Origin of the sequence: Pseudomonas lundensis (assembly GCF_001042985.1) — a bacterium.
Lineage (GTDB): Bacteria > Pseudomonadota > Gammaproteobacteria > Pseudomonadales > Pseudomonadaceae > Aquipseudomonas > Aquipseudomonas lundensis.
Map to the genome: position 1 here is coordinate 15,951 of NZ_JYKY01000034.1, position 24,934 is coordinate 40,884.

General features: G+C 58.8%; 18 protein-coding genes and 3 pseudogenes. 9 read left to right on the forward strand and 12 right to left on the reverse strand.

Features of this window, described 5'->3' with window-relative positions; genetic code table 11:
- Positions 1–111: 111 nt before the first annotated feature.
- From TU74_RS20485 to TU74_RS20520, 8 genes are all read right to left on the reverse strand, one after another.
- The gene (locus TU74_RS20485) at positions 112–597 is read right to left on the reverse strand and encodes a GNAT family N-acetyltransferase (protein WP_047276483.1); all 486 of its coding nucleotides are present in this window, start codon (positions 595–597) and stop codon (positions 112–114) included.
- A gap of 119 nt (positions 598–716) precedes the next feature.
- Positions 717–998 carry an ANTAR domain-containing protein gene (locus tag TU74_RS20490; RefSeq protein ID WP_048377510.1) on the reverse strand — a complete coding sequence of 94 codons (282 nt, stop codon included), beginning with the start codon at positions 996–998 and terminating at the stop codon, positions 717–719.
- A gap of 118 nt (positions 999–1,116) precedes the next feature.
- Positions 1,117–4,374, reverse strand: coding sequence for a transporter substrate-binding domain-containing protein (locus tag TU74_RS20495; RefSeq protein WP_048377511.1), 3,258 nt, complete (start codon positions 4,372–4,374; stop codon positions 1,117–1,119).
- Complete coding sequence (locus tag TU74_RS20500) at positions 4,375–5,001, reverse strand: response regulator transcription factor (RefSeq protein WP_047276489.1); 627 nt, start codon at positions 4,999–5,001, stop codon at positions 4,375–4,377.
- Between the two features lie 288 nt (positions 5,002–5,289).
- A complete protein-coding gene (locus TU74_RS20505) occupies positions 5,290–6,006 on the reverse strand; it encodes an MgtC/SapB family protein (protein WP_047280477.1) in 717 nt (238 codons plus the stop codon).
- Between the two features lie 70 nt (positions 6,007–6,076).
- Positions 6,077–8,839, reverse strand: coding sequence for a magnesium-translocating P-type ATPase (gene mgtA, locus TU74_RS20510; RefSeq protein ID WP_048377512.1), 2,763 nt, complete (start codon positions 8,837–8,839; stop codon positions 6,077–6,079).
- Between the two features lie 708 nt (positions 8,840–9,547).
- Positions 9,548–10,885, reverse strand: coding sequence for a lysine N(6)-hydroxylase/L-ornithine N(5)-oxygenase family protein (locus tag TU74_RS20515; RefSeq protein ID WP_047277891.1), 1,338 nt, complete (start codon positions 10,883–10,885; stop codon positions 9,548–9,550).
- Between the two features lie 117 nt (positions 10,886–11,002).
- Positions 11,003–11,482 carry a sigma-70 family RNA polymerase sigma factor gene (locus TU74_RS20520; protein WP_047280478.1) on the reverse strand — a complete coding sequence of 160 codons (480 nt, stop codon included), beginning with the start codon at positions 11,480–11,482 and terminating at the stop codon, positions 11,003–11,005.
- Between the two features lie 312 nt (positions 11,483–11,794).
- On the opposite strand from TU74_RS20520, the gene TU74_RS20525 reads away from it, so the two are divergent.
- From TU74_RS20525 to TU74_RS20550, 6 genes are all read left to right on the forward strand, one after another.
- Positions 11,795–12,967 carry an efflux RND transporter periplasmic adaptor subunit gene (locus TU74_RS20525; RefSeq protein ID WP_047276498.1) on the forward strand — a complete coding sequence of 391 codons (1,173 nt, stop codon included), beginning with the start codon at positions 11,795–11,797 and terminating at the stop codon, positions 12,965–12,967.
- Positions 12,968–14,935, forward strand: a complete 1,968-nt coding sequence (locus tag TU74_RS20530; protein ID WP_048377513.1) for a MacB family efflux pump subunit — start codon at positions 12,968–12,970, stop codon at positions 14,933–14,935.
- A gap of 7 nt (positions 14,936–14,942) precedes the next feature.
- Complete coding sequence (locus tag TU74_RS20535) at positions 14,943–16,337, forward strand: efflux transporter outer membrane subunit (RefSeq protein WP_048377518.1); 1,395 nt, start codon at positions 14,943–14,945, stop codon at positions 16,335–16,337.
- A gap of 283 nt (positions 16,338–16,620) precedes the next feature.
- A complete protein-coding gene (locus TU74_RS20540) occupies positions 16,621–16,872 on the forward strand; it encodes a hypothetical protein (protein ID WP_048377514.1) in 252 nt (83 codons plus the stop codon).
- Positions 16,873–17,042: 170 nt separating this feature from the next.
- Positions 17,043–17,579, forward strand: coding sequence for a hypothetical protein (locus TU74_RS20545; RefSeq protein WP_139145717.1), 537 nt, complete (start codon positions 17,043–17,045; stop codon positions 17,577–17,579).
- Positions 17,580–17,610: 31 nt separating this feature from the next.
- Positions 17,611–18,552, forward strand: a complete 942-nt coding sequence (locus tag TU74_RS20550) for a hypothetical protein (RefSeq protein ID WP_139145716.1) — start codon at positions 17,611–17,613, stop codon at positions 18,550–18,552.
- 73 nt (positions 18,553–18,625) lie between these two features.
- On the opposite strand, the gene pvdP is transcribed toward TU74_RS20550, so the two are convergent.
- On the reverse strand, positions 18,626–20,254 hold the full coding sequence (gene pvdP / locus TU74_RS20555; protein ID WP_048377517.1) for a pyoverdine maturation tyrosinase PvdP: 1,629 nt from the start codon (positions 20,252–20,254) through the stop codon (positions 18,626–18,628).
- A 227-nt stretch (positions 20,255–20,481) separates the two neighbouring features.
- Between pvdP and dkgB the strand changes: the two are divergent.
- A pseudogene (gene dkgB / locus TU74_RS20560) lies at positions 20,482–21,285 on the forward strand (2,5-didehydrogluconate reductase DkgB).
- A gap of 26 nt (positions 21,286–21,311) precedes the next feature.
- On the opposite strand, the pseudogene zapE reads toward dkgB, so the two are convergent.
- A pseudogene (gene zapE / locus TU74_RS20565) lies at positions 21,312–22,443 on the reverse strand (cell division protein ZapE).
- Between the two features lie 305 nt (positions 22,444–22,748).
- On the opposite strand from zapE, the gene TU74_RS20570 reads away from it, so the two are divergent.
- Together TU74_RS20570 and TU74_RS20575 are read left to right on the forward strand one after the other, a co-directional pair.
- On the forward strand, positions 22,749–23,003 hold the full coding sequence (locus TU74_RS20570) for a DUF2790 domain-containing protein (RefSeq protein WP_047276512.1): 255 nt from the start codon (positions 22,749–22,751) through the stop codon (positions 23,001–23,003).
- Between the two features lie 299 nt (positions 23,004–23,302).
- On the forward strand, positions 23,303–23,560 hold the full coding sequence (locus TU74_RS20575; protein WP_047276514.1) for a DUF2790 domain-containing protein: 258 nt from the start codon (positions 23,303–23,305) through the stop codon (positions 23,558–23,560).
- 132 nt (positions 23,561–23,692) lie between these two features.
- Here the strand turns inward: TU74_RS20575 and TU74_RS20580 are convergent, their stop codons facing one another.
- A complete protein-coding gene (locus TU74_RS20580) occupies positions 23,693–23,971 on the reverse strand; it encodes a PepSY domain-containing protein (RefSeq protein ID WP_047280482.1) in 279 nt (92 codons plus the stop codon).
- 36 nt (positions 23,972–24,007) lie between these two features.
- A pseudogene (locus tag TU74_RS23755) lies at positions 24,008–24,861 on the reverse strand (IS5 family transposase).
- Positions 24,862–24,934 lie beyond the last annotated feature (73 nt).

Consider the following 24,934-nt stretch of genomic DNA (forward strand, 5'->3'; position numbering starts at 1 on the left):
CCCGTCGTAGGCAGCGGGCAACGCAGGGCACCAACGGGGCTGGCGCCAGCCGCCCCGGGCAATTCATATGCGGCTCGCCGGGCACCCGCCTGAAGCCACCGGCGGCAAGCCTTACAAGTATTTATTCCAGAACAGCATGCGCCCGTGCGCCGGATTCAGTTGGCCTTCGCTAAAGCCAAACTTGCGATAGGAGCCCTGAGCCACCGGATTGCCTTCCAGCACTTCGAGGGTGATTTTGCAGCAACCGCGCTCACGGGCGATGGCTTCAACTTTCTCAAGCATGTGCTGGCTCAAGCCCAGCCCCCGATAGGTATCGACCACCGACACGTCGTGAACGTTGACCAGCGGCTTACCGGCGAAGGTGGAAAACCCTTCGAAGCAGTTGATCAATCCCGCGGCCTGGCCGCCTACAAAGGCCAGCACGCTGAACGCATGCGGGCGCTTGGCCAGTTCAGCGGGCAACGCTTGAAGAACCGCATCCGATAAGGCTTCACCGCCCCCCATCGGGTCCCGGGCGTAATGGTTGAGCACATCCCTGACGGCCTGTGCGTGTACAGGATTCAAATAGTCCGCTTGCACCACAACGACGTCTGACATGCCACCGGCTCCTTTATGAACGCGCTTAAGAAGCCCCGGACATTAACGGGCCAACCTCAGCCCGCCAAGCCTGACGTGGTGTCCGGCACGTCAATGCTCTGCATCAACGCGTTGACCCGTTATGCAACGTCATGGGCACTGGCATACACCAGCACGTGTTTGTATTGCGGGTGCTCCTTGCAGGCGTCGGGTCGATCAAAACCCGCAGCGGCCGCCATGCGTTGACTGATCAGCAACACATCAAACGCATGTTTCTCGGCATCCCCGAGCCCCAGCAGGGCTTCAATCCGGTCCAGTGGCGCAATGCGGAAATAGCCCAAACCGTTAAGCGCCCTCTCTATCTTCAGAGCCTCTTTTCGCTCTGCGTCGGCGATCAAGATTCGCAATGATTTCGTTGGCATTTAAGTTGAACCATCAGCAAGTGTGTCGTTGGAACGTTTACCGATGCCTGGCAGCGCCAGGCCACGGCACCAGCAAAATAAGTGCTGCCCACACCATTTCAAGGGGCCATTTGTCTTGTCAGGCGCCCGATTCATCATCATCCAGATAAGGCGCAAGCAGTTCATCGAGCCTTTCCATGCTTTGATACAAAGCGTCTACAGTCTCGGTCAGCTCGGGCGCATGGCTGGCAGCACAGGCGTCTTCGAGGCGCTCACACCGCTGGATCACGTCCCGCGCGTCGATCAGGCGCGCACCGCCTTTGACCCCATGCCCCAACCCCATCAACCCCTTGCGATCGCCGTCCACAAACAATGCCAACAGCCGGGCCATGTCCTGCTGATTGCTCGCGGCCAGAGCGGCCAGCATTTTTTGGACCTGTGCGTCATCCCCCTGACTGGTCTCGCGCAGGTACCTCAGGTCAATCTCTGGCGCGGCGCCGCAAAGCGCATCGGCCTCCTCCCCACCAACCGACGCCAGGCAGTCGCTCAAATCCTTGAGGCTGATGGGTTTGAACAGGCATTTATTCATCCCGGCTTCCAGACAACGGTCAACCTCTTCGGGTTGAGCATTGGCCGTAAACCCCAGGATCAGGCACGGTTTCATGCCCAGCAGGTGTTCTTGTTCGCGTATGGCGCGCGCCAGGTCATACCCGTTCATGACAGGCATGTTGCAATCGGTAATGACCACGTCAAATGAGCGCGCATGCCACCTTTCAAGCCCTCGCGCGCCGTGCTCGGCATCAATCACTTGATGCCCCAGATAGCGCATCTGTTGAGCCAGCAACAGACGGTTCGCCGGATAATCGTCCACCACCAGAATCGTTAACGAACGGCTTTGTACCGGCGCTGACTCCGGCTCAATGGGCATGGCCATCGGCTCAAGACGCGGCACCTGCAACAGCACCTCAACCTGCGTCCCCTGCCCCAACACACTCTGCAGGCGTAACGTTCCGTCCATCATTTCGCACAGGGTTCGGCAAATAACCAGCCCCAGGCCCGAGCCACTTCGGGCGGATTGCGTGTTGTTGCTGGCTTGAATGAACGGGCTGAACAACCGTGACTGATCGGCCTCAGAGATGCCCATGCCCGTATCGATGACGCGCACGCACACGCTCAGGCGGGAAGGGTCGCGGCCCGGCGTCACGTGCAAGGCCAGCTTCACTTCTCCGGCGTCCGTGAACTTGATGGCATTGCTCAGCAGGTTGGAGACAATCTGCTTGAACCGCAAAGGGTCAATCCAGGCGTCCGTCTCGGGCACTTCACAGACCACGTGGCTGACCAGACTCAGACGTTTTTGGCGTGCCAGCCCGTCAAACATGCGCAACACCGACGCGACCAATGCCTGAATATTGGCCCGTTCAGGGCTTAAAGACAGATGCCCGGACTCAATGCGCGCGATGTCCAAAATGTCCCCGATCAGCGCCAGCAACTCTCGCGCCGACCCGGAAGCCACCTCGATGGCAAAACGGTCCAGCACACCCTGCTCGGCTTTTTTCATGGCCAGCTCGAGCATGCCGATCACAGCATTCATCGGCGTACGAATTTCATGACTCATGGTGGCCAAAAACGTGGTTTTGGCCCGGTTCGCCTCATCAGCACTTTGCTTGGCGGCCTGCAGCTGCTCCAGCAATTGCTGACGTTTAATGACCGCGCGGCGCAGATAAGCAATCCAGCCCAACGCCACCGCCAACAAAACAGCGGCAATCGCAAAGCCCTGAAGAATCGCGGCACGATTGCGCAACCAATAACTGTCTGTCTCTTGCCCGGTGGTGCGCCAGCGCTGGGTCAAGGCACTCATTTCTTCAGGGCTGATACTCAACAAGGCTTTGTCGAGAATGCTGCTTAACTCGGATGAGTGCCGCGCCGTGGCGAATCCGATATGCGCGGGCTGTGTGCCGACCGTGCTGGTGATATGCAACTGCTCGCGGAAATAGCGCGAAATCATGTAGCGCGCGCTGATCAACGCATTGACCGCCGCTGCCGCCTCACCTTGGGCCACCTTGTTCATGGCTTCCCAGGCATTTTCCACCTCAAGCACCTGCACCTGCGGGTAGTGATGCAGCACAAACTCACGCAGCACAGTGCCCCGCACCATGGCCACCCGCTGGCCCGCCATCTGGTCCAGGGTGGTCGGGCTGCCCGGCGCGACCCGCGTGACAAGCACAAAGGGCGTGGTGAGATAAGGCCGGGAAAAGCGCAATTGCCCTTCACGGGCGTTGCTGGGCGTGAAAGCGCCCATCAAGTCGGCTTCGCCCGTGGTCACCAGCGCGATCAACTCCTCGACAGAATTCCCCGTCACCGGCTCGAACACCAACCCGGTTCGAGCACTGATATTGAGCAACACATCCGCGCTCACGCCTTTGAAGGCGCCCTGCTCATCAATAAATGACAGCGGCAGGTAATGGTCATTGATGGCCACTTTCAATCGCGGGTGTTCATTCAACCAGCGCTGTTCGTTACTGCTGAGGTTTAATCGCCAATGACCGCTTACCTGCGGCCCTTCCGAACTCCAGCGACGCAGGATCGTCATGCGTTCACTGGGCGGAATGGCCGACAGAGCGGCGTTCACAATATCCAACAGCCTGGTGTTATCCCGTTCAAGGGCGAAGGCAAACGGGGTGACTTCCATGCGCGAGAAGTCAGCCAACTGCACATTGTTCAAGTAATTTCTGTTGATCAGGTAATTGGCGCCGATGAAATCGCCTAGGTAGACGTCTGCCTGGCCGAAGGCCACCGCGCCGATCGCGGTCAGGGTGGACGGGTACAGTTGCAGGATGGCCTTGGGGTAAAACGCCTGGACTTTTTGCGGCTGTAAATAATGATCCAGCAGCGCCACCCGCAGGCCAGCCAGATCGGCAGGCAAATGGCCTGTTCGCGCCGTACGCGTCACCAGCGTCGGCGCGTCTTCGGCGTAGGCCTGGGTCAACTTGAGCGCCCTGTCCTGGGCCTCAAAGTCGTTGGCGCTGCCCAGCAGGTCGACTTCACCTTGCTTGAGGGCTTGCACGGCAAGGGGCCTTGAAGGGTAGCGCCTGACCTCGATCGCGATGTGCAGCAACTGCGAGAGGAGTTGCGCATAGTCCGCCGTGATGCCTTCAAGGTACTGCTCATCTTCGACCAGCTCGAAAGGCATGTTGTCGGGGGCAGACACCCCTAATCGCAAGACACCCTTTTGCTCAAGCCAGTGCTCATCGGCGGCCTCAAGTGCCACGTTGTACTCTTCGACATTCGAGCGTCCCAACAGCTGCAAGGTTTGCACTGAGGGGTCAGCAAAGGCTTGTGGCCACCCGAATACGAGCACCACCATGCCAGCCCACGCCCGGAGGATGAGCGCGTTCATTTAGATCAGGTCATTACGTTTGGCAAACTCTGCCAAGTACACCACCGACCTCATGTTCAGCTTTTCAATCAGACGGGCTTTGTACGTACTGATGGTTTTACTGCTGAGCAACATGTCTTCAGCAATTTTCTTGTTGGTTTTACCCAGTGCCAGTTGTTTCAGAATGCTCAGTTCACGGCCAGATAAACGCTCGATCAACTCCTGCTCACTCACGGCGCAATCGCTGCTACGCACCGAGCTATCACTCAAGTTGGGAAAAAAGGTGTACCCGTCAAGCACGACTTTTACCGCTTGCAGAACTTCGGAAAGGCCTTTGGTTTTGGTGATAAACCCGGTCGCACCGGCTTTCATGCAACGCTGTGAATAATGCAGGGGCGAATGGGAGGTCAGCACCAGAATACGGCTCGTAAGGCCCGAGGTTTTTATGCGCCTGATGACTTCAAGGCCATCGAGCCCTGGCAGGCTCAGATCAAGAATAATCAGATCGACATGATGCTCGCGGGCCATTTGAACAGCGTCCACCCCGCTATCGGTTTCCCCCACGACGTGATAGCCGTGATTGCTCAAGATGGCGCTCACGGCAGAACGGATTAACGGATGATCATCAACAATCAAAATCTTATGCATATGCACCCCAGCCCGTAGTATCAATGCCGGTGTACACCGAGCGAAAATCACCGTTTTGAATAGACACGATTTAATTTCAACCCAAAAAGACAGAGTTATTGAGACCTAAATGAAGTATAGGAAAAATCCTACAAACTTCTTTCATCAGGCTCAAAAAAAACGCTGCCGGGTTAAAACCGATTTCAAATCAAGCTGCGGATAATGGCCAAAAAAAAACCATCGCGAGGAAGGGCGCTGGTGACTCTTGTTGTAAGAATTCCCTTAAAGATGCTTTCCGTTATCCCGAAGTTACTCCGTGGTACTCGGGCTCCAAAACGCCTGGACCACCAACGTTGATGTGGAAATTCGCGCGACCAGTGCATCCAGCTCGTCGCCGTCCACGGAAGTGGCAACCAGCGTGCATTCAATCTCGACTTCGTCCTGGCCAAACGCATGCAGATCCAGATCCCGCGCCGGGTAATTGCTGCGCTCAAGCTCGGCTTCCAGCAAGGCGAGCACAGCCTTTTGTTGATGACGTCGCGCAATCACATAGACCATGTAAGTGACTTCGGACGAAATCACGTCCAACGGCTGGCGGTTGATGTTGTTCACGATCGGGCGCAACAGGGTGTTGGCCGCGAGTACGAACAATGTGCCCAGCAGCGCTTCGAGAATCAGGTCGGCCCCCGCACACGCGCCCACGGCGGCAGACGCCCAGAGCGTGGCGGCAGTGTTAAGTCCGCGCACATTGCCTTCTTCCCGCATGATGACCCCGGCCCCTAAAAAGCCGATGCCGGAAACCACATAGGCCACCACCCGCACGGCGCCTTCAGCCCCGCCCAGGCGGTTGGCCATGTCGACAAAAATGGCCGCGCCCACCGCCACTAGCACGTTGGTGCGCAAGCCGGCGGTGCGTTGACGGAATTGACGCTCGAAACCGATCAACCCGCCCAGGACGAACGCCGCGCTGAGGCTGACCAAGGTGTCGATCAGTGACGAGAGGTTGATGTTGTTGAGTGCTTGCATGGTTTCATCCCTGACTCAATCGCTGTGTGGCATCGCCGCCCGGCCAGGCGGCGATGGGTAAGCGCTGGCGTTACTGCCAGCCGAACTTGCGGATGTAGAACCCTTTCACCGCTTGGGTCAGCCCCATGTACGCCAGCAGGATCACGGGCAAGAACACGAAGTACAGCGGTGGCAGCGCCTCCAGTTTAAAGTAGCTGGCCAATGGCCCCATCGGCAGGAAAATCCCGATCGCCATGATCACCCCCGTCATGACCAGCAGCGGCATGGCGGCGCGGCTTTGCAGGAATGGAATCTTCGGCGTGCGGATCATGTGCACGATCAGGGTCTGAGTCAGCAGGCCAACCACAAACCAGCCCGACTGGAACAGCGTCTGATGCTCGGGCGTATTGGCCTGAAACACGTACCACATCAGGCAAAACGTCAGGATGTCGAAGATCGAGCTGATCGGTCCGAAGAACAACATGAAACGTCCCACGTCGGCGGGCTGCCAGCGCTGGGGCTTTTTCAACATGTCGTCATCGACGTTATCGAACGGGATTGCAATCTGCGACACATCGTAGAGCAGGTTTTGTACCAGCAGGTGCATCGGCAGCATCGGCAAGAACGGGATAAAGGCGCTCGCCACCAACACCGAGAACACATTGCCGAAGTTGGAGCTGGCCGTCATTTTGATGTACTTGAGCATGTTGGCGAAGGTGCGACGCCCTTCCAGCACGCCCTCCTCCAGCACCATCAGGCTCTTTTCCAGCAGGATGATGTCAGCCGCTTCCTTGGCAATGTCCACGGCGCTGTCGACCGAAATCCCGATGTCGGCGGTGCGCAATGCCGGGGCGTCATTGATCCCGTCGCCCATAAAACCGACCACATGGCCATTGGCTTTGAGCAAGCGCACGATGCGCTCCTTGTGGGTGGGCGTGAGCTTGGCAAACACATTGGTGGTTTCCACAGCCACCGCCAGTTCGGCATCGCTCATGCGCTCAATGTCATTGCCCAGCAACAAACCCTGCTGGTCCAGCCCCACTTCCCGGCAAATTTTCGCCGTCACCAACTCGTTGTCACCGGTCAGCACTTTAACCGCCACGCCGTGTTCAGCCAGTGCCTTGAGCGCGGGCGCCGTGCTCTCTTTGGGTGGATCCAGGAACGCCACGTAGCCGATCAGGGTCAGGCCTTGCTCATCCGCCAGGGTGTAGGTGTCGCGCCCGCGCGGCATGGAACGTGCGGCGACGCCCACCACCCGCAGGTCTTCTTCGTTGAACGCTGCCGTGACGCTGCGAATGCGGGCCAGCAGTTCATCGGTCAGTACTTCTTGCGCATCGCCGTGGCGAACGTACTGACACACGGACAGGACTTCTTCGACAGCGCCTTTGCAAATCAGCACGTGCGGCCGGTCGTGCTCGGCCACCACCACCGACATGCGCCGCCGGTTAAAGTCGAAAGGAATTTCGTCGACCTTGCGATAGGCCGTGCCCACGTTTAGCTCGCGGTGCACCTCAACATGCTCCAGCACCGCGACGTCCAGCAGGTTCTTCAAGCCGGTCTGGTGATAGCTATTGAGGTAGGCCATTTCCAGCACGTCGTCGGACTCTTGCCCCCAGATATCCACGTGGCGGGCGAGAAAGATTTTGTCCTGGGTCAGGGTCCCGGTTTTATCGGTGCACAGTACATCCATCGCACCAAAGTTCTGGATCGCATCCAGCCGTTTGACGATGACCTTTTTGCGCGACAGAAACACCGCGCCCTTGGCCAGGGTCGAGGTCACGATCATGGGCAGCATTTCAGGCGTCAGGCCCACGGCCACCGAGAGTGCAAACAGCAGGGCTTCGGGCCAATCGCCTTTGGTGAAACCGTTGATGAACAGCACCAGCGGCGCCATCACGAACATAAAACGGATCAGCAACCAGCTGACTTTATTGACACCGGTCTGGAACGACGTCGGGCCACGGTCGGTGGCCCCGACGCGCTGGGCCAATGCCCCAAAATACGTGGCATTGCCGGTGGTCAGCACCACGGCGGTTGCCGCCCCGGACACCACGTTGGTGCCCATGTACACGATGTTGTCCAGCTCCAGCGGGTTGCGGGTATCGCGGTCTGCCTGGTGCGGGAATTTTTCCACGGGCATGGATTCGCCCGTCATGGCTGCCTGGCTGACGAACAGGTCCTTGGCACTGAGCACGCGGCAATCTGCCGGAATCATGTCCCCGGCCGACAACACGATCAGGTCGCCCGGCACCAGTTGCTTGATCGGCAACTCGATGCGTTGCGCGCCCTTGATGTGCAACGACGCCCCATAAAATTTGCCAAACACCGGCGCCGCATCGGCACTGAAGTCACGGCGCATCACCGTGGCGGTGTTGCTGACCATGGCCTTGAGCGCATCCGCGGCCTTGTTGGACTTGGCCTCTTGCCAGAAGCGCAACACTGTGGACAACACCACCATGGTGCCAATCACCACCGCGGCCTGGACGTCATCGGTGGCCAGCGACACGCCCGCCAGCAAGGTCAGCAACAAGTTGAAGGGGTTTTTATAGCAGTGCCACAGGTGAACCCAACGGCTGAGCGGTTGTTCGTGCTCGACCTCGTTAAGCCCGTGCTGTTGGCGCAAGGCCTGCGCTTCAGCTTCGCTCAGCCCGTCAGTGTGGGTGCCGAGCCGGTCGATCAGCTCAGCACTGTCACTGTGGGCCGCGGCTACCAGGGTTTGCGCCAGGGTGGGCGGCACTTCGCGGCTGACGGTGGTGTGGGTCACGCTGTCGAGCACGGCCAGACGCCGAAAATGCCGTGCGATGTGCCGGGTCCGCAGAAAGCCTGCGAAAAATTCTTTAAGGGTGAGTTTCATCGTGCTACTCCTGCGCCGCCTGCGCTCACCCTCATCGGGGCTTACGCAGGCGGCCTTAATCTCGAACCGTCATTCATGGTGTGAGTACTCGCGAGCAGGTCAAATACCTGCGTTTAACGGGGCAATCGCACACGGCCCGGCAAGGCAGGTCGATGATGGCGACGGCGGATTGGCATAAATGTGTTACCCATGGTGAGTCCTCTGACAGACAACGTCAGCGGGATTCCACGGCAGGTCCAGGCGAGCACAGGCGCTACGCCGCAAACGCGGGGCATGAGCCTGCTTCCTGAGGTAACCGGCCTGGCAAAAGGCGTTGGTCACACAGGTTTAAGTGTCGAAGAGAGGGCTTGTCGGATCAGGTCACAGGGGACCGGTTCCAGGCGCCATTTCTCGCTGTTCAGCAAGAAACGGCAGGGGAAGCTGCGCGTTAACTTGCCGAGTATGTGCCAGTCTTGAAGACCGGCCGACTACTGTCACTCGAACTGGTACCCACTGAGGGACTCCGCTATTGATGAAAACGCCGGCAGCTTACGTCCGACCTTTTGCAGAGTAAACCGTGAAAACACGTCCCGTTGACGAATCAAACAGTTCTTCAGCACGGGTTCAGAAATGACCAGTCACCCACTCAAAAAACGTGAGCGACTGGAGGGAGGCAATGGCCAAGGCATGGAATAGAGCGCTGCGACAGGGCCTTAAGTAGGGGCAGGTTCAGACGGCGGCGGCCAGCATTTGCTCAGCGCTGACGCCGCTCTTTGTACGATCTTTCTCGTAACCATACAAAGATGCTGAAATTTCCTCGGCACGAATCGGAAGAACCGACAACAAGGTATCGCTCAAACCATGGCTGGCCTGACAGAAGCCTTGCATGTAGATCCCTGCTTTGCATCGCTCGTCGGTGACGATTCGATAATCGCGGTCCACTTCAAACTCGCCCAAGTATTCAGCCAGCGGGGCCAGCAGGTGACGGTGCATGTGCCGCTCATAGCCCGTGGCCAGAATCACTGCATCGTAAGCCTGCGTGCTGACCTCACCGTTGGCGGAATTACGCAGCGCCAGGGTGATGCCCTGCTCGTCAGCCACGGCGCTTTCAATGCCGGTCAGGCTGCGGAACGCGTGACGGGCAATGCCCGAGACTTTCTGACGGTAGAAAATCCCGTAAATACGCTCGATCAGGTCGATGTCGACCACCGAGTAGTTGGTGCTCTGGTACTCGGTAATCAGGCGCTCGCGCTCGGCGGTGTTCTGCTGGTACACCAGATCGGTGAACTCCGGCGAAAACACTTCATTGACGAACGGGCTGTCATCGGCCGGTTTGAGGGCCGAGCCGCGCAGGATCAAATCCACCTGGGCCGACGGGAAGCTGTCATTTAAATCAATGAAGGCTTCGGCGGCACTCTGGCCACCGCCAATGATTGCGATACGCATGGGCTGGCCGCTCACGCAAGGCTGCGAAGCCATCCGCGCCAGGTACTGCGAGTGGTGGAACACGCGGCTGTCATCTTTGAGTGCCTTGAACGCCTCTGGAATGCGCGGTGTACCGCCCGCGCTGACCACCACCGAACGCGTGGTGCGCACGTGCTGCTGGCCGTGGGCATCGCGGGAAATCACGCGCAGCGCTTCGACCTGTTGCTGATGCAACACCGGCTCGATGGCCAGCACTTCTTCGCCGTAGCGGCTTTGTGCTTCAAAGTGCGACGCGACCCAGCGCAGGTAGTCATTGAACTCCATGCGGCACGGATAAAAGGTGCCCAGGTTGATGAAATCCACCAGGCGCCCGTGGGCTTTGAGGTAATTGACGAAAGAATACGGGCTGGTCGGGTTGCGCAATGTCACCAGATCCTTGAGGAAGGAAATCTGCAGCTCACTCTGGGTGACCAGCGTATTGCCGTGCCAGCGGTAGTCCGCCTGCTTGTCCAAAAACAGCACGTCCAACGGGCCTTGCACCTGCCCGCGTTCTTCCAGAGCGATGGCCAGGGCCAGATTGGAAGGCCCGAAACCGATGCCGATCAGATCATGAACGACGGCCGAAGCGATTGCCTGTGTCATTTCCAGTGTCCTCTGGATTGCCCCTCAACAGAGGGAAGAAAAAGCCCATGACCCGATTGCGCTGTGGCAGCGCAGCAGGTCGTCTGTTGAGTAGGAACGAGGCTACAGAAATAAAATTTAAGCGTGGTCCCACTGCCGAATCCGAATTCGGCAATGCTTCATGGCGTTCACGATGTGCTTCTCGACCACACTGCGGGACACACCGAGGCGTTCGGCAATTTCCAGGTGGGACAGCCCTTCGAGCTTGCGCAGCAAGAAACAGTCGCGGCACACCGTCGGCAACTCATTGAGCGCGCGCTGCACCATTTCCAGACGCTGCCCCTGCGCCAGGGTGGCCTGCGGGGATGGGCTGTAAAAGCGTTCGTCGGCGTCCAGGGCCTCCAGTGGCTCGATCTGGCGCAGCGTGTTGCGGCGATGACCGTCAATCACCAGATTCAGGGCCGTGCGGTACAAAAAGGCCCGCGGCTGCTCAATCGGCTCATCGCTGGAACGCTCCAGTACGCGTACATAGGCGTCATGCACCACATCTTCGGCGGCCTGTGCATTGCCCAGTCTGGCGCTCAAAAAGCTGACCAGCTCGCGGTAGTAGTTTTCCAACGTGACTCCTGACCGCAACGGGTGCGGTAACTTTCCATGAGCGCTGAAACAGGGCCGAATCAGATGGCGGCATGATGATGGCACTTTAGGGGACGTAATTTATAGTAATTCTCATATAGATTTAAAGTCCGACTGTAGAAACAAACAGGAAATATTCAGTAACAGCCCATTCCGAACAGCCTTAAATTCATGGCTCACGCCTACGTCTACTCAACAGCTCCCCGTAACTGTCATCTCGCGACAGCGTTAGCTGTAGGGCATTTCAGCTCGATAACCTGACGACGGGCCGAATCCCATTGGCCGGAACCCTGCATGAAACGCCCCCGACAGACCCGCCGCGCGTTGCTGATCGTACTTTCTTCACTGCTGGTTGGTGCCTTGGTTGCCTGGCCTTTTCTGACACCCGGTCGCGAAGCGTATGACACGGTGCCCGTGACACGCGGCAACATCGAAAGCAGTGTGACGGCACTCGGCACGCTGCAACCGCGTCAGTACGTCGACGTCGGCGCCCAGGCGTCCGGGCAGATCCGCAAGATCCACGTCGACGTCGGTGCCGAGGTCACGCAAGGCCAGCCGCTGGTCGAGATTGATCCGTCGACGCAAACTGCAAAGCTCGACGCCAGCCGCTTCGCCATTGAAAACCTCAAGGCCCAGTTGCAAGAGCAGCGCGCCCTGCACGATCTGGCGCAACAGAAATACCAGCGCCAGCAGCGCCTCGCCCAGGGCGGCGCCACCCGCGAAGAAGACATCCAAAGTGCCCGGGCTGAGGTGCGCACCACCCAGGCGCGCATCGACATGTTCCAGGCACAGATCCGTCAGGCCCGGGCCAGCTTGCGCAGCGACGAAGCCGAACTGGGCTATACGCGCATCTTCGCGCCCATGTCGGGTACGGTGGTGGCCATCGACGCCCGCGAAGGGCAAACCCTCAACGCCCAGCAGCAAACGCCCTTGATCCTGCGGATCGCCAACCTGTCGCCCATGACGGTCTGGGCCGAGGTCTCGGAAGCCGACATCGGCCACGTCAAACCGGGCATGCAGGCGTATTTCACAACCTTGAGCGGCGGCAACCGGCGCTGGGCCAGCACCGTGCGGCAAATCCTGCCCGTGCCGCCCAAGCCCCTGAACGAGGCCAGTCAGGGCGGCGGCAGCCCCGCCAGCTCAGGCAAAAGCGGCAGCGCGCGGGTGGTGCTGTACACCGTGCTGCTCGATGTCGACAACACCGACCAGGCGTTGATGCCTGAAATGACGACCCAAGTGTTCTTCGTCGCCAATCAGGCGCGCGATGTCCTGCTGGCGCCGGTCGTGGCGCTGCAAGGCAGCACCGACAGCGATCGCCAGACCGCGCGGGTGGTGGCCAAAAACGGTGACATCGAAACCCGCCAGATCCGTACCGGTATCAGCGACCGCTTGCGCGTCGAAATCCTTGAAGGGCTCAACGAAGGCGATCACCTGCTGATCGGCCCCGCTCCCGGCAACGGAGGTTAAATGCCCACGCCCCTGATTGAACTGCATGACATCCGCAAGGTGTACGGCGGTGTCGACACCCCGCAGGTGCAGGTGCTCAAAGGCGTCAGCCTGTCGATCCATGCGGGTGAATTCGTGGCCATTGTCGGCGCCTCGGGTTCCGGCAAGTCGACGCTGATGAACATCCTCGGCTGCCTCGACCGCCCGACGTCCGGGCGCTACCTGTTCGCCGGCGAAGACGTGGCCAGCCTCGACACCGACGAGCTGGCGTGGCTGCGCCGCGAAGCCTTCGGCTTTGTGTTTCAGGGCTACCACCTGATTCCCTCTGCCTCGGCCCAGGAAAACGTCGAAATGCCTGCCATTTATGCCGGCATGCCTGCCGCCGAACGCCATGCCCGCGCCGCTGCCCTGCTGACGCGCCTGGGCCTGGCCGAACGCACCGGCAACCGCCCGCATCAACTGTCCGGCGGCCAGCAACAACGGGTGTCCATCGCCCGCGCCTTGATGAACGGCGGGCACATCATCCTCGCCGACGAACCCACCGGTGCCCTCGACAGCCACAGTGGCGCCGAGGTCATGACGTTGCTCGATGAACTGGCCAGCCAGGGCCATGTGGTGATCCTGATTACCCACGACCGCGATGTCGCGGCACGGGCCAACCGCATCATCGAAGTGCGCGATGGCGAGGTCATCAGCGACAGCGCCAATGGCGCGCGCCCCGTCTCTGACAACCCGAACGCCTTGCAAGCCATCGACCTGCGCCAACGCCTCAACCAGGGCAGCGAAGCGCGCGGTGCCTGGAAAGGCGAGCTGGTGGACGCCGTTCATGCAGCCTGGCGGGTGATGTGGATCAATCGCTTTCGCACCGCCCTGACCTTGCTCGGTATCGTGATTGGCGTGGCGTCGGTGGTGGTGATGCTGGCCGTGGGTGAAGGCAGCAAGCGGCAAGTGATGGCCGAAATGGGCGCGTTCGGCTCCAATATCATCTACCTCAGCGGCATGTCGCCCCGGCCTCGGGCACCGCTGGGAATTATCACGCTCAATGACGTGGCCGCGCTGTCCACGCTGCCGCAGGTGAAGATGATCATGCCGATCAACGGCGCCGAGATTGGCGTGCGCTATGGCAACGTCGATCACACGATGTACACCGGGGGCAACGGCATCGATTTCCCGGCCATCTTCAACTGGCCGGTGGTGCAAGGCAGTTTCTTCACCCAGGCCGACGAAGACGCCGCGGCCGCCGTGGCCGTGATCGGCAAGAAAGTGCGGGAAAAGGTACTCAAGGACGTGTCCGACCCGATCGGGCGCTACATTCTGCTGGAGAATGTACCGTTTCGCGTGGTGGGAATTCTGGCCGAAAAAGGCGCCAGCTCCGGGGACTCGGACAGCGACACGCGCATCGTGGTGCCCTATTCCGCCGCCAGTGTCCGCCTGTTTGGCACCCACAACCCGGAATACGTGGTGATCGCCGCGGCCGACGCGAGCAAGGTCAATCAGACCGAAAAAGCCATCGAGCACTTGATGCTCAGGCTGCATAACGGCCATCGCGATTTCGAAATCACCAACAACGCCGCGATGATTCAAGCCGAGGCCAAGACCCGCAACACCCTGTCGTTGATGCTCGGCTCGATTGCTGCCATCTCATTGCTGGTGGGCGGCATCGGGGTGATGAACATCATGCTGATGACGGTGCGTGAGCGCACCCGTGAAATCGGTATTCGCATGGCCACCGGGGCGCGCCAACGCGACATCCTGCGCCAATTCCTCACCGAAGCGCTGATGCTCTCGGTGGTGGGGGGCGCGGCTGGCATCGGCCTGGCTTTCATCGTCGGCGCCGTGTTGTACCTGTGCGACGTAGCCGTGGCGTTCTCGTGGATGGCCGTCCTCGGCGCCTTTGGCTGCGCCCTGGTGACCGGCGTCATTTTCGGCTTTATGCCGGCCCGCAAAGCTGCCCGGCTCGACCCGGTCACGGCCCTGACCAGTGAATAAACAATTGATAAAGCCGTCCTTGAGCCTGTTGTCCGTGTGCCTGTTGCTGGGGGCTTGCAGCCAGAACGTTGCGCCTGACGCGACGGCCGTTGTCCCGCCGCCGAGCTGGCAGTTTGCCCAAGAGCGCGCCTCCCTGGCCGTCAACCAACCATGGTGGCAACAGTTTGGCAGCCCTGAGTTGAATCGCCTGATTGCCCAAGCTCAGGCGGGCAGTTACGACCTTGCGGCGGCCGTCGCCCGCGTGCAGCAAGCGCAAGCCGGCGCCGTGATTGCCGGTGCGCCGCTGCTGCCCGAGGTTAAGTTCGGTGGCAGCGGCAACCGGGAAAAACTCCTGCGCGGCAACGGCTACAGCCAACTGGATGCCACCGATGACAACAAGGCCGTGGACTACTTTGATGCCAACCTGACCGCCAGCTATGAAGTGGATTTCTGGGGGGGCAAGGCCGCTGCCCGAGACAGTGCGGTTCAGGCGCTGCGGGCCAGCGAGTTTGATCGCGCCACCGTGGAGCTGACCTTGCTCAGCAGCGTCGCCAACCGTTACGTGCAGACCCTGGCCTTTGATGAGCAACTGCGTATCGCCCGCCTCAACCTCGCCAACGCTCAACGGGTGCTCAAGGTGGTGCAAACGCGCCATGACGCGGGCTCGGCCACGGCACTGGAACTCGCCCAGCAAACCAGCCTGGTGGCCAGCCAACAACGGCACGTGCCGCTCGTGGAACAGCAAGCCCGAGAGGCGCGCATCAGCCTGGCCGTTTTGCTGGGTAAGCCCGTGCAACAGCTGCAACTGGGGGCGACGCCTTTCGCGCGCCTGCACTGGCCAAGCATTGGCAGCGGCGTGCCCAGCCAATTGCTGAGCCGCCGCCCGGACATCGCCAGCGCCGAAGCCAAACTGGCGGCGGCACACGCCGACATCACCGTCGCACGGGCCGCCATGCTGCCCAGCCTGACCTTGGGCGCCAGCCTGGGCTCGGGCGCCGACCGCTTGAGCGACGTGCTGCGCAGCCCGTTCTACAACCTGACGGCAGGGCTGGCGGCGCCCATCTTCAACAATGGCCGCTTGAGCGCCGAACGTGACAAAGCCATCGCCCGCCAGCAGGAACTGCTGCACACCTACCGTGCCAGCATCATCAGCGCCTTTGCCGACGTCGAGAAAGCCCTGAACAGTGCCAACGGGCTGGACCGCCAGCGGCAGTGGCAAGACGAAGAACTCAAGCAGGCGCAACAGGCGTTCGACATTGCCCAACACCGTTATGCCGCCGGAGCAGAGGTGTTACTGACGGTGCTGGACACCCAACGCACGCTGTACCAGGCGCAAGACCAGCACGTGCAACTGCGCCTGGCGCGCCTGCAAGCCAGCATCGCGTTGTATAAAGCACTGGGCGGGGGATGGCACGCGCGGTAACGGCCAAAGCCACCTTCAGTGCGGCGCTGCTGTGCCCATAACGCCGTAAACGTCACCCTATATATCTACCCCTTCAACGCCCCCGCCCCGCCTTAGAATGTCGACATGCCGTTAACAACAACGGCATTTAACATTCATCACCCCACATTAAGCATGCGAATGAGCACGCGTTGTGGCTGAACTGACTCGCCTCAACATTGATGCGACGGCGAGTACTCGGCTCAGGCCGTATTTAATTATTTTCTTTATCCACTTGCACTTTACCGTGCAGAAGGAGTGACGCTTGAACACACATTCCAGCGATAACAGGTTCAACCTACTTTCGGACACGCAGCCCCAGGACACTCTCCCCTGCCAGGCTTGGCAACTGGTTCTTCCTATAGAAGGCACAGGTATTAACAGCGGTGTTTCGGCCGTCGAACATCAGGGCAAGTTATATGCCTTCTATAACAAAGGCAGTAGTGCGCAAGACGGAATAATTGGCTATGCCATCGTGTCCAAACATCCAAACATCCAAACATCCAACTTGTTTTAGAGGGCCTGCATGAATTGCCCACTGAGCCGGGTATTCAATACCGACCTCTAGGGGGTTATCGTCCTGCGGTCACGGTGTATCAAAACAGGTTGTTCTGTTTTTACAGAGATACCAGCGGCGGTATTAGCTTCAGTGTGGGCTCAGGCGCTTTCTGGGAAAACGCGCAACAGGTGCCCAACGTCCTGACCAGCGACGCCCCCTCTGTGGCAGCGTTGGGCGAACAACTGTTTTTGGTACTGCGAGGTACAGAGGGCGGTGACTTTTATCACAAGGTGCTTGAACCTTCAGGCTGGCAGCCGCATCAGCGCGACCCTCACATAAAATTCAATGGCAGCCCTTCCCTCTGCATCGCGGGCGGCCTGCCCACCGTCGCCGTCAAAGGACTGGATGAACGTCTGTACCTGTTCAACTTCCATGAGAGCGGTTGGGCACCCGTCTTGACGTCAGCACTGAACGATATATATGAGGCCCCCGCCGTTGCCGGATGGGACAGGTTCCTGGTTGACGCCTCACTCAAACACTCAAACAACCACTACACCACTGAACTCGTTCGCTCCCCCACTGAATTAAACGACTACTACCAGACCGCGGGCGCCTACACCTCCCCACCGTGCCTGGTGAACTACCACAGTGACCTGTATTTAATTGGAAAGCGCCCCTGTGATGATCTGGGCATTTCGATCTTCAACCCTGAGTGCATTAAATAACCATTAACTTATCAACATTAAAGGTGCGCTCTTGAGTACTGAACCCGACCATTCCGCCCTTCGACCCACACGTCAAGTCTTGCCTCAAGATCCGCAGAAAAGTATGCCCTGCGAAACATGGGATCTTCATTTATTGATTGAAGGCACCGGCATGTCCACCGGCGCCTCAGCGGTTGAATTCAAAGGCAAGTTATATATTTTTTACGCCCTGCAAAAAGCACCGGGAGTGTTTACGCTGGGTTTTACCGTGCTGTTCAAAAACTCAGCAAATCAGATGATTATCCAGCACATCTCTGAATTGCCGACCACACGGATCCGCCAGCTTCGACCTTCCGTCACCGTGTATGCAGATCACTTGTATTGTTTTTATACCGCACCTGATCAATCCATACGGTTTATCACGTTCTCCGGCACTCAGTGGTCGCCCGTCGAAACCGTCCCCCAGGTGTTAACGTCTGATGCTCCTTCGGCAGTGGGTAATGGTGTCAATCTTTATCTCGCCTTACGCGGGGCAGACAGCCGCGCGCTGTATTACAAGGTGCTGGAGCCTTCCGGCTGGCAACCCCACGTACGCGAAGACCACAAAAGCGTCGTTGAAAGCCCTTCACTGTGTATCCATAGAGACATGCCCTTCGTTTCTACCCGAAGCGCCGCCGGGCAACTGGTGACCTTTCAACTGATCGATGAGCAATACCCGATACATGTGTCCAACCAACCAGATACCTATGGCGCCTCCGCGCTGCATACCCAGGGGGAATACTTTTATTGCGCCACCCGCAAACGGTCGGGCAACCAATACACCGTTGAAACGTTTCGTCCGTATCTCGATGTGGATATCTACTCGCAAACGGCAGGACGCTTCGTGTCTGCGCCCTGCCTGACCAGCTACCTGAGCGATGTGTACCTGATCGGGCAACGGCCTTGCCAAGACCTGGCCCTCCTGAAACTCAACCCGACTTGTGTGAAAAAATGAAAGGCCATCTTGGCCGTTGAGTTCATGACGTGTAACCGTCACGGCCCCCCACCCGTTACGCCCGCCTTCAGGGTCACTCGCGGTGCGGGGCCTTGGTCACCAGATGCCGCGCATACCAGGGGCGGCGCGGAATTTTTCGGAACAAGCTGTCCAGGGTCTTTTCATTCCCAAAGGTAATGCGTAACGCCAGTTTCATGGTTTCAGGGTCCATTTCCACGGTTTTGCCCGACGCCAGCCCCGGCGTGGTGCTGCACCCGTGGGTGAGCGGCCCCAACCACGGGTCGTCGACTTCGACCCAGCGACCCGGTGCGAACCACGGCACACCGTTGACCTCCCTACGCGTCAGTTCGCCAGGGTGAAAGCGTTCGTGGGCGCGAAACCAGTCTTCAAGGCGATCATCGATCCAGCCGTGAAAGCACCAGAACACGGGGTTGACGTGGGACGAAAACGGATCGCCCAGAAAGTCGTTTTCAGGCACGTACCAGCGCGCCGAAAAATCCGCCGGGTCACGCGCCCAGGGCACCGGAGCGCCGTTGGAGGGATCGCGCGGCACTGATGCCCAACGCATGTGCAGCCAGTCATGCAGCCCCAGCTCAACCTCGGAACCAAACTGGCCGAGGGTCAATGTCGACAGGTAACGCGGGTCACGGTAGCGCGACTCCCACACCTCAAAATTACTGTGAAAGGTCTCAGGCTGTTTGATGTCACTCAGCCACTGGGTGTAGAACTCATCACCCTCCGCCAACCAGGTCGGTGGCAAGGCGCTGCCGTCGTGGTTGTCAAAGTAACGGGCGAACCCCGCGCGGTCGCGCTCCAGCTCCGGCTGGGGCATCGGGAACGCGGGCCACGAGGGCAAATGCTGCATCGAACGCGCCGTGCGCAACATGTGCCGGTGCATAAAAAAGAAATCCACCCCCGAGCCATTGCGGTCTTTGCGTGGCCCGCGGGCGTCGCGCTCCTTGTCGCGCTGACCGGGCTGCCAGCCGATGCCGCGCAAGGCATTGCGCTTGGTCTCGGACAAGTCGTGCCAGGTGTCGCGTGAGGCATGCCAAAGCTGGTGAAACAAACGGTGTTCCGGGGACACCAGCCACGCCAGCAGGGTCGGGTTCAGGCCGATACGCTCGCGGGCTTCAGGAAAGGTGCGTTTGAGCGCGACAACGTGGTTGTCCTGCTCGGGCAATGCCAGCGGGCGATCCAGACGCTGCACCCGGCCACTCAACGTGCCGCTGCCCGCGTTGCCATACATGCCCCACACCTCATCAAGGCTGAAACTCAACTCGTAATCGGGCACGCCATGAGGCGCATCGCTGCGCGTCAGGCGCCAGTGCAGGTGTTTGGCGTCGGGTTCAACCAGGTCGCCCAGAATGCGGTAGCGCGGGGTTTGCTGGCTGTGCAACACCTGCGCCGTGTCCAGATAGCCACGTACCCCTCGGCCACGCGGCGCGATGTCCAGCCACATTTCGAGGTCATCGGACGGCAAGCCGTCCAGCCCGGCATCGCGGCCGTGGAAGCGGATCGTCCACAGGCCACGCAGTTGGTCAGCCAGTTGCTGCCCGGCGGTGTCCGCGAGGTCGACCGTTGCCTCGCCGGGGGTGACCGGCTGGTCCACCCGGGTCAACTCGCGATGGCCATAGAACGCTGCTGGCGCTGCTGCGCCGGTGATCGCTAAACCCGCGATGAACCCTCGTCGAGAAATCGTCATTGCCCTACCTGTCCCAGCCTGAATGCAGGCGTTATCCAAGCTAGAACGTGCGTGCGCCGACGAAATTTAGGCCGTGAGCCCGTATCCGGCAGCCGGAACTCCTGCGCGTGGGCGCACTCAGTGATTCATGACCTGAACTCACGAGAGCTTTGTCTCAGGACGGGTTTTTCAGACCCGCAAGGACAGGGATACTCAGCCTCATTCTTACAACCTCCAAGGAGTTATCCATGACAGTTCCAGCCTTCGGCCTCGGTACTTTTCGACTTAAAGGCCAAGTGGTCATCGACTCGGTCACAAACGCCCTTGAACTGGGTTACCGCGCAGTGGACACCGCGCAGATCTACGAAAACGAAGCGGATGTGGGCCAAGCCATTGCCGACAGCGGTGTGGCGCGTGACTCGCTGTACATCACCAGCAAGATTTGGGTCGATAACTTCAGCCAGGACAGACTGATCCCGAGCCTGAAAGAAAGCCTGAAGAAACTGCGCACCGACCATTTGGACCTGACCCTGATTCACTGGCCGTCCCCTCAGGGCGCCGTTCCGGTTGCCGAGTTCATGGGCGCACTGCTGGAAGCCAAAAAGCAAGGGCTGACCAAAGAAATCGGTGTGTCCAACTTCACCATCGCACTGATGAAAGAGGCGATTGACGCCGTCGGCGCCGAACACATTGCGACCAACCAGATCGAACTGCACCCGTACTTGCAGAACCGCAAAGTGGCCGAATTCGCCAAGAGCTAGGGCATTCACATCACGTCCTACATGACCCTGGCGTACGGCGAAGTGCTGAAAGACCCGGTGATCCAACGTATCGCTCAACAGCACAACGCCACCCCGGCGCAGGTCACGCTGGCGTGGGCCATGCAACTGGGCTATTCGGTGATCCCGTCGTCCACCCAACGCGCGAACCTTGAGAGCAACCTCAAGGCGTGTGCATTGAAACTGACTGAAGACGATATGCAGCAGATTGCAGCGCTGGACCGCGGCCACCGCCTGACCGACCCAAAAAGCGTGGCCCCGACGTGGGACTGATGTCGTCGGAGGCCTTAAGGCGGCAATTACAGAGGCTGGCCGAAGCGTTGTAACTGCATTTCCTGCAATCGGCTTAAGGTGCGGCGGAACGCAAACGCCAGGTAGCCCTGGGTGTACAACTGATCCATGGGCACCTGCGCCTCAATGCAGACCGGCACTTTGCGGTCATAGCATTCATCGATCAGCGCAATGAAACGCCGCACGCTGTCGTCGAACTTGGACAGCTGCGGCAGCTCCCGATCCCCTGCCTCAACTTTCACTGCCCCATCCTCAGTGCCGCGTGCAATCTTGCCTTCACGTTGCTCGGCACTCAGGCAGGGGACGTCGCTGAGCAACAGGACCTTGTAACGGTCGCACAGGTCCATGAAGTCCGTGGCAGCCAGCGGTTGCTCGCACAGTTCATGAAAGCTGCACCACAGCACGTTGTCACTGGCGCCCCGGATGTTGAGCGAACGGTGCCCGACCACCCTCGACTGATGGCTGCGGGTCTGCCCCTGTGTGAGGCGCTCGAATAAAGGCCCCATGACGCTGGATGGCCCCGCGGGTGTCACCCAATAACGCTGTTCGGCGATGCCCGGATGCAGGCGATGATCCTGCGCACCGTCGACCGAAATCACGTCCATGTGCTTGAGAATCGCGGTAATTGCTGGCGCAAAACGATCACGGTTGAAGCCGTGGCCATACAACTGCTCGGGCGGCTGGTTGGAGGTGCACACCAACACCACGCCTTCATCGAACATCACCTGAAACAGACGGCCGAGGATGATCGCGTCGCCGATGTCATTGACGAACAGTTCATCAAAACACAGCACCCGCACTTCGTGAGCCAGCCCTTGCGCCAAGGCCTTGAGCGGATCAGCGGTCCCGATCAACTGAAACAGACGCTGATGCACCCACTGCATGAAGTGATGAAAATGCTGGCGTCGGGCTGGCACGTGCAGGCTCTGATAGAACTGATCCATCAACCAGGTTTTGCCACGCCCAACCGGGCCCCACAAATACACCCCTTTGACCGATTTCACGCCCTGGTTCAGTTGCTCATGACAACGCTGCAAGGCTTGCACCGCGCGCCATTGCGCGCCATTGCGCGGGGTCGTGAACAAAGCCGTGTTGTGCGACGGCCTGCTCCCAGGCACTGAGGGGGGAATCCACATTCATACGATGGCTGGCTCCAGAATCTGACGCGGCAGTATGCCAGCAAGGCCTTGATGACGCGCCCTTGAAAAGGTGATCGACGTCACCACATTGTTACCCATGCGGTAACACAGCCTTTTGCCATCAGGGCTTTTTCAGAAGATTAAACGGCGTAAACTTTGCGACATGTAATACACAACTTATGAACTGTCTTACCGGTACTTCGTACGGGCTTATTGAATAATCAACGGGCGCCGTAACTTCTTCCCGCCCGCCTGGCAAATGAAGTCAGTCAGTGTTACCCCTTGATTACTTTAGAGGCCACTTTAATGAAACAGTTAATTGCTTTATTGATGGCTGGCATGGCAACAGTTGCCATGGCCAGTGAAACAACCCACCCTTCGCAACCGGCGGTCGAGCACTATTCCTACGGGTCGAAGCTGGACATTGCCAAAGTCATTCATTTGTCGACCATCCCGAAAGTGTGTGAAGTGGTACCGGCACAGATGACCTACGAAGACCATCAGGGTCAACGTCATACCGTTGAGTACCAAGTGATGGGCGACGGCTGCAGCACCCACTAAAACCGTGCGCTGTACCTCCGGTTGCCCGCACGGATGCGACCCCAGGCCCCCTCTTTGCAGAGGGCTTTTTTATGGCGGTTAAAAACACCGTATTGTTACCGATCCGACAATACTTCTTGGCGATCTTTTGACTTTAATCAATGTTTTGATTCGGTACTCTATGTACATCCCTAGCCGAAACATTGAAACAGGGCACGGTACTTCGTGTTACGTCATTGAGCACTCATGACGTAACAACTTCTCCCGCCGACACGGCAATTGAAGTCAGTGACACGTGATTGTTTTAAGGTCTTGAATAAATGAAACGTTTGATCGCACTTGCTTTGATGGGTATTTCGACACTGGCCGCTGCAGATGAAGTTCACGTTGCACAGGCCCAACCGGTGGTTGAACACTACACCTACGCCACCGATCTCGACGTTGCCAAAGTTATCAGCGTGACCCCGACTGCCGATGTGTGCGAAGTGGTCCCGGCGCAAATGATCTACGAAGACCATCAGGGTCAGCGTCACATACTTGAGTACCGCATCATGGGTAACGGCTGTTCGAACGGCTAAGCCCGGCACACCACAACCCTTTGCAAAACAAGCCTCCGTTGAACGGGGGCTTTTTGTGCGTGTAAAGCACGCTCGGCAGCGTCCGGCCCTTAGGTAAGGGCCGGACGTTCAAGGCGATTCAGACGCCGAGGATCAGTCTTTTTTCTCGGAAATCACTTTGCCTGTATGGTCAAACGTCGTTTCGACCTCTACTTCCACACCATCGATTTTCTTCACGCCTTCCGCTTTCCAGATACCCGTCGCCGGGTTTTCCAGTTCGATTTTCTTGATGGTGATGTAGCCATTTTTAGTCTTGAGGACTTCAACGGCTTCTTTTGAGAACGCCCAGTTTGCATCAGGCGCCGCCATCGCAGCGCCAGCGCTCAACAGAACAGCAGCAGTGATTGCAGCAGTAAGGGTTTTTTTCAACATTGTCTTAACTCCATTAATTGATGTTGCGTCTGTTACCTAGGCTCTGTACGTAAAGTATTGTCGCAAGCACCGCATAGCGCAGGCCAATGAGACCATCGCCGCAAAACTTGTTGCGAGCTTGTCGAAGCGCGTCACGATGCGACGGTTCTCCTTCAGCCAGCCAAACATGCGTTCGATGATGTTGCGCTGCCGATATTTGGGGCGATCAAAAAGTCGAGGCAATCCTGGCTTGGTTTTGCGCTTCATGCTTCGCAACGGAATGACTGGCTGCATGCGATAACGATCACAATACTGGCGCAGCGCTTCAGCGTCGTAACCCTTGTCAGCCAGCAACCAGCGGCAACGCTTGCGTGGGCGACCGCGCAGGCTGGGTATGCAAGCCTGATCGAGTAGCGGTTGGGCATAGGCTATATCGCTGGCTTGTCCGCCTGACAACAGGAAACGCAGAGGCACACCATTGGCGTCGCACAGCATGTGAATCTTGGTCGTCAGGCCACCCCGGCTGCGCCCGAGCGCGTGGTCTTGCGGTTCTTCAAATCCCCTTTTTTCCCGGCACCTGATGAGGCCCGGGTTGCTCGTACGGCAGTGGAGTCGATCATCCATGTTTCCAAGTCAATCAAACCCTGCTCATTCAATCGGATATGAAGACGCTTGAGCATCTGATCAAAAGCTCCGCAATCACGCCATCCCCGGAACCGTTGATAGATCGTTGACCAAGGGCCGAATCGTTCGGGCATGTCTCGCCAGGCTGCGCCAGAGCAAAGCACCCAGAGAATACCGTTTAGCATCAGGCGATCATCGGCCCGAGGGCGCCCGGTGCGCTGATTTTTGGTGAAGATATCTGCAACCAGATCCCAGGCTGCGTCGGGGAGTTCATACCGCTTTGCCATCTTGGCCTCCTGGCTTTAATGGCGGTGTATTTTACAGAAAATCGTATTTCTTGAGTTTACGTACAGAGCCTAG

Bases quoted from the DNA above. Each gene is read 5' to 3' on its own strand.
- TU74_RS20485 (WP_047276483.1), bottom strand. From the start codon at position 597: ATGTCAGACGTCGTTGTGGTGCAAGCGGACTATTTGAATCCTGTACAC.
- TU74_RS20490 (WP_048377510.1), bottom strand. From the start codon at position 998: ATGCCAACGAAATCATTGCGAATCTTGATCGCCGACGCAGAGCGAAAA.
- TU74_RS20495 (WP_048377511.1), bottom strand. From the start codon at position 4,374: ATGAACGCGCTCATCCTCCGGGCGTGGGCTGGCATGGTGGTGCTCGTA.
- TU74_RS20500 (WP_047276489.1), bottom strand. From the start codon at position 5,001: ATGCATAAGATTTTGATTGTTGATGATCATCCGTTAATCCGTTCTGCC.
- TU74_RS20505 (WP_047280477.1), bottom strand. From the start codon at position 6,006: ATGCAAGCACTCAACAACATCAACCTCTCGTCACTGATCGACACCTTG.
- mgtA (WP_048377512.1), bottom strand. From the start codon at position 8,839: ATGAAACTCACCCTTAAAGAATTTTTCGCAGGCTTTCTGCGGACCCGG.
- TU74_RS20515 (WP_047277891.1), bottom strand. From the start codon at position 10,885: ATGACACAGGCAATCGCTTCGGCCGTCGTTCATGATCTGATCGGCATC.
- TU74_RS20525 (WP_047276498.1), top strand. From the start codon at position 11,795: ATGAAACGCCCCCGACAGACCCGCCGCGCGTTGCTGATCGTACTTTCT.
- TU74_RS20530 (WP_048377513.1), top strand. From the start codon at position 12,968: ATGCCCACGCCCCTGATTGAACTGCATGACATCCGCAAGGTGTACGGC.
- pvdP (WP_048377517.1), bottom strand. From the start codon at position 20,254: ATGACGATTTCTCGACGAGGGTTCATCGCGGGTTTAGCGATCACCGGC.
- TU74_RS20570 (WP_047276512.1), top strand. From the start codon at position 22,749: ATGAAACAGTTAATTGCTTTATTGATGGCTGGCATGGCAACAGTTGCC.
- TU74_RS20575 (WP_047276514.1), top strand. From the start codon at position 23,303: ATGAAACGTTTGATCGCACTTGCTTTGATGGGTATTTCGACACTGGCC.
- TU74_RS20580 (WP_047280482.1), bottom strand. From the start codon at position 23,971: ATGTTGAAAAAAACCCTTACTGCTGCAATCACTGCTGCTGTTCTGTTG.